3 protein-coding genes are annotated in these 4,395 nt (G+C 71.4%); 2 read left to right on the plus strand and 1 reads right to left on the minus strand.

Annotated elements, in window-relative coordinates; translation table 11 throughout:
- Positions 1-95: 95 nt before the first annotated feature.
- Positions 96-1,370, minus strand: coding sequence for a cytochrome-c peroxidase (locus AC1D15_RS19560; RefSeq protein WP_477827290.1), 1,275 nt, complete (start codon positions 1,368-1,370; stop codon positions 96-98).
- A gap of 130 nt (positions 1,371-1,500) precedes the next feature.
- Here AC1D15_RS19560 and AC1D15_RS19565 point away from each other — a divergent pair, with 130 nt between their 5' ends.
- Positions 1,501-2,301, plus strand: coding sequence for a substrate-binding periplasmic protein (locus AC1D15_RS19565; RefSeq protein WP_052211290.1), 801 nt, complete (start codon positions 1,501-1,503; stop codon positions 2,299-2,301).
- Between the two features lie 12 nt (positions 2,302-2,313).
- Positions 2,314-4,395, plus strand: a 2,082-nt coding sequence (locus tag AC1D15_RS19570) for a CHASE domain-containing protein (RefSeq protein ID WP_477827291.1), incomplete at its 3' end; no start/stop codon positions are given.

Raw genomic sequence — 4,395 nt, forward strand, 5'->3', positions numbered from 1 at the left:
GGTTGAAGATGCGCGATGAAGGGCTCGCGAAGAACGGGTCGGCGGCGATGGGGGATCTGACGCAGGCGTTGAATCTGCGTTGAGCGAGCCGGGCCTCACTCGCCCGGCACGTAGCCGTCCGTCAAGGTCTTCAGGAACGCGATCACATCCGCGATCTCCCGCGCATCGAGCGCCGGCTTGTCCCCCGCGACCCGGTCGAACGGCGGATCGCGATTGACGTTCTCCTTCAGCGCCCCCGGCAGGTCGTCATATAGCTCGACCCGGCCGTCTGCGCCGACGCCGTACCAGCGCTTCGGATCCAGGTCGCGCGTCACGTAGAACTGCATGACTTCGTCCAGCGTGTGCAGCACGCCGTTGTGGAAGAACGCCTGCCGCAGCGCCACGTTGCGCAGCGTCGGCGTGCGGAACGCGCCGCAGTGCTCGGGCCGGTCGACCAGGTCGCGGCGCTCCGGCCCGCACAACCCCAGGTCGTGGAAGCCCGCATCGCGGTTCGCGGGCAGCTCGCGGTTGCGCGGCACGCCGACCGCGATGTGGCCGTGGTCGGTGAAGGCCGGGAACGCGCCGGTCGTCGCGCTGATCGCGCTCGGGTGGCATGACGCGCAGTTGCCCTTGGCCTCGTCGTTGAACAGCGCGAGGCCGCGTGCCTCCTGCGGCGAGAGGCTCGCGCGGCCGCGCAGCACCGCGTCGTACTTGCTGCTGTACGGGTGGAACTGCGCCGCATCCTGCTGGAACATCTCCAGCGCCAGCAGTGCCCACTGAAAGGCCGGCTCCACCGCATCGAGCGCATCGGCCCCGAAGGTGGCGCGGAACTCGCCGGCATACGGTGCGCGGCGCAGCCGCTCCACCACCTCGGCCGCGCTCGCATTGGCCATCTCGTTCGGCGACAGCAGCGCCAGCCCCGATTGCTCGTGCACCGTCGCTGCGCGGCCGTCCCAGTCGTGGCCGCCGGCCGGGCCCTGGTCGACGCTCTCGTCCACGTCGTCGTCGAAGCGGTGCTCGGTGAACGGCGGCACGTTCTGCAGGTAGCGCAGCGAGGGCGTCGCGCGAAAGCCGAGCGCCTGCCCGTCGCGCCCGCCCGGCTGCACCGGCTTGCCGTTCGGCGGGCCGTAGGYCGAGGCCGGGTCGTGGCAGCTGCCGCAACTCTGTTCGCCCGAGGCCGACAAGGCCGCGTCGAAGAACATCGCGCGCCCGAGCGCCTGCATGCGCTTGAAATCCGGCTGCCGCTGCGCCTGCATCGCATAGGCTTCGGCCGCCTGCGCGGCGGCGGGTGCCAGGCAGGGGCGGCCGGCCAGCAGCAACAGCGCCGCGAGCCCGAGGCGGGCCGCTCGCAGGACGGAGAGCGGGAGGGAGCGAGGGAAGGAGGCCGTCATCGAAGCGCCGATTCTGCCGTCCCGGCCGCCGCGGCCGTGGCATTTTCCCGTTCGTTGCGGCAAGTCCCGAGGCCGTGCGGCGCGCGGCGGGACTATGCTGCGGGCCGAGGGGGTTTGATCGAGCATGCAGATGTCGTCGCGTTGGTTGCCGGGCTGGGCGTGTGCGCTGTTCCTGGCCGCCGGCGGAGTTCCGGCGGTCGCCATCGCGGCCGACAAACCCGATTGCCCCCGCCCGATGAGCCTCGCGCTGCATGAGCACGGCCTGCTCTATTCGGGCGTCACCGGCGAGGGCATCGACAAGGACATCGCCGACGAACTGTCGCGCCGCAGCGGTTGCAAGTTCATCGTCTCGGTGCTGCCGCGCGCCCGCATCTGGCAGCTGATCGAGGGCGGCGCGCTCGACTTCAGCCTGTCGGGCATCACCAACCCGGCGCGCGAGCAGTTCGCCGCGTTCGCCTGGTACGTGTCGAACAAGTACTACCTGCTGGTGCGCCAGGATGCGAACGTCGCCGCGCTGGCCGATTTCGAGCGCAACCCGCAGCTCAAGCTCGGCGTGATCCGCAGCTTCCGCTACAGCCCGACCGCCAACCGCCTGGTCGACGCGCTCGATGCGCAGGGCCGCGTGAGCCATGCGTCCAGCCTCGAGCCGCTGTACCAGGTGCTGCTCGACAACCGCGTGCAGGCGATGATCATCGAGCCCTTCGACTACCCGACGGTGCAGCAGGGCACGATCCGCGCGCAGACGCGCATCGTCGAGTTCGACGACCCGGCGGTGCCGCACGGCTTGATCATGTCGAAGAAGTCGGTGTCGCCCGCGCAGCAGCAGGCTTGGCGCGCACTCATCGACGAGATGCGGGCCGACGGCAGCATGCGGCGCATCTTCGAGAAGTACTTCTCGGCCGAGCTGGCGCGCACGATGACGCAGTTCTAGCACGGGCCCGGTGTGAAGCGAGCCCTTCCGCTGCTGATGTCGCTGCTGGTCGGGGCCGTCTCGCTGACGGTCACCGCGCTCGCGTGGCACCACGAGCGCGCGTCCGAGACGGCCGCGCTGCGCGCGAGCTTCGACTTCGGGCTGCGCCAGGCCACCAGCCGCATCGAGCAGCGCATGGCCGCCTACGAGCAGATGCTGCGCGGCGTGCAGGGCCTGTTCCTCGCGTCCGGCGCGGTCGACCGCGCGCACTTCGACCGCTATGTCGACGCGCTGCTGGTCGGCGTCGACTTCAACGGCCTGCAGGCGATCGCCTACGGGCCGCTGGTGCAGGGGCCCGACGTGGCGGCCCACGAGGCCGCACAGCGCCTGTCCGGCGTGCCGGGCTACCAGGTGCGCCCGCCCGGGCCGCGCGCGAGCTATGTGCCGGTCACCTACATCGCACCGGCGGTCGGGCGCAGCCTGGGCGCGCTCGGCTACGACATCTCCACCGACCCGTCGCGCCGGGCCGCGCTCGACAAGGCGCGCGATTCCGGCAACGTCGCGACCACCGGGCGCATCCGCCTCGTCACCGAGCCCGACCACGCGCCGCAGTACGGCTTCCTGATGCTGCTGCCGCTGTACGCGCCGGGGCAGCCGGTCGACAGCGTGGCCGCGCGCCGGCGCAGCGTGGTGGCCTGGGTGTGGGCGGGCTTTCGCATCGGCGACCTGATGTCCAGCCTGTACGGCGAGTCGACGCCGGGCCTGGACCTGCGCATCTACGATGGCATCGAGCTGAGCGACGACGCGCTGATGTACCGCTCGATCGGGCCGGAGGCCGACCGCCAGCCGGCGCGTTTCGAGGCGCAGGAGTACATCGGCGTGGCCGGCCAGAGCTGGACGGTGCAGGTGCGCAGCACGCCGGAGTTCGAGGCGCGCCACCACCGCGAATCGGCGCGCATCATCGGCTTCGCCGGCATCGGGCTGAGCCTGCTGCTGGCCGCGCTCACCTGGCAGCTCACGACCGGGCGCATGCGCGCCTACAGCGTCGCGCGCGTGATGACGCGCGAGCTGCGCGACAGCGAGCGGCGCTACCGCCGCATCGTCGAGACCGCGAACGAGGGCATCTGGCTCGTCAACGCGCAGGCCTGCCTGTCCTTCGTCAACCCGAAGCTGTTGCGGCTGCTCGGGCAGGGCGCGGCCGACATGCTGGAGCGCCCGCTCGCCGAGTTCGTCGACGACCCCGGCGGGCAACTGGCGCCGGCCGTGCTGGCGAGCCGCCGGCCGGGCACCGTCGAGGCCGTCGAGCTGCGCATGCTGCGCAGCGAAGGGCAGCCGCTGTGGGTGTCGATGTCGGTCACGCCGGTGTTCGACGAGGCCGACCGCTATGTCGGCTCGCTCGGCATGGTGACCGACATCAGCGAGCGCAAGCAGGCCGAGGCCCGGCGCGCGCTGCTCGAGGCGCAGCTGCGCGAGTCGCAGAAGATGGAGGCGATCGGCACGCTGGCCGGCGGCATCGCGCACGATTTCAACAACATCCTGGCGGCGATCCTCGGCAACGTGTCGCTGGCCCGCGACCGGCTCGACGATGCGCACGGCGCGACGCCGCCGCTGAAGCAGATCGAGATGGCCGGCGTGCGCGCGCGCAGCCTGGTGCAGAAGATCCTCGCGTTCAGCCGCATGCAGCCGCACGAGCTGGTGAGCCAGCCGATGCGGCCGATGATCGAGGAGTCGATCGCGCTGCTGCGCTCGACGCTGCCGGCGACGGTCGAGCTCGTGCTGGCGCTCGAGGACCGGCCGCTGTTCGTCAGCGCGGACGCCACGCACGTGCAGCAGATCCTGCTGAACCTGTGCACCAACGCCTGGCATGCGCTGCAGGGCAGCAGCGGGCGCATCACGATCGGGCTGGACGAGCGCCGCATCGACGCCGACGAGGCGCAGCGCCTGGGCGAACTGGCGCCGGGTCCGTGCGTGCACCTGTGGGTGGCCGACAACGGCGTCGGCATGGACGAGGCCACGCGCGCCCGTGTGTTCGAGCCGTTCTTCACCACCAAGCGGGTCGGGCAGGGTACCGGCCTCGGGCTGTCGGTGGTGCACGGCATCATGACGGCGCATGCC

Source organism: Rhizobacter sp. P2_H2 (genome assembly GCF_056403375.1).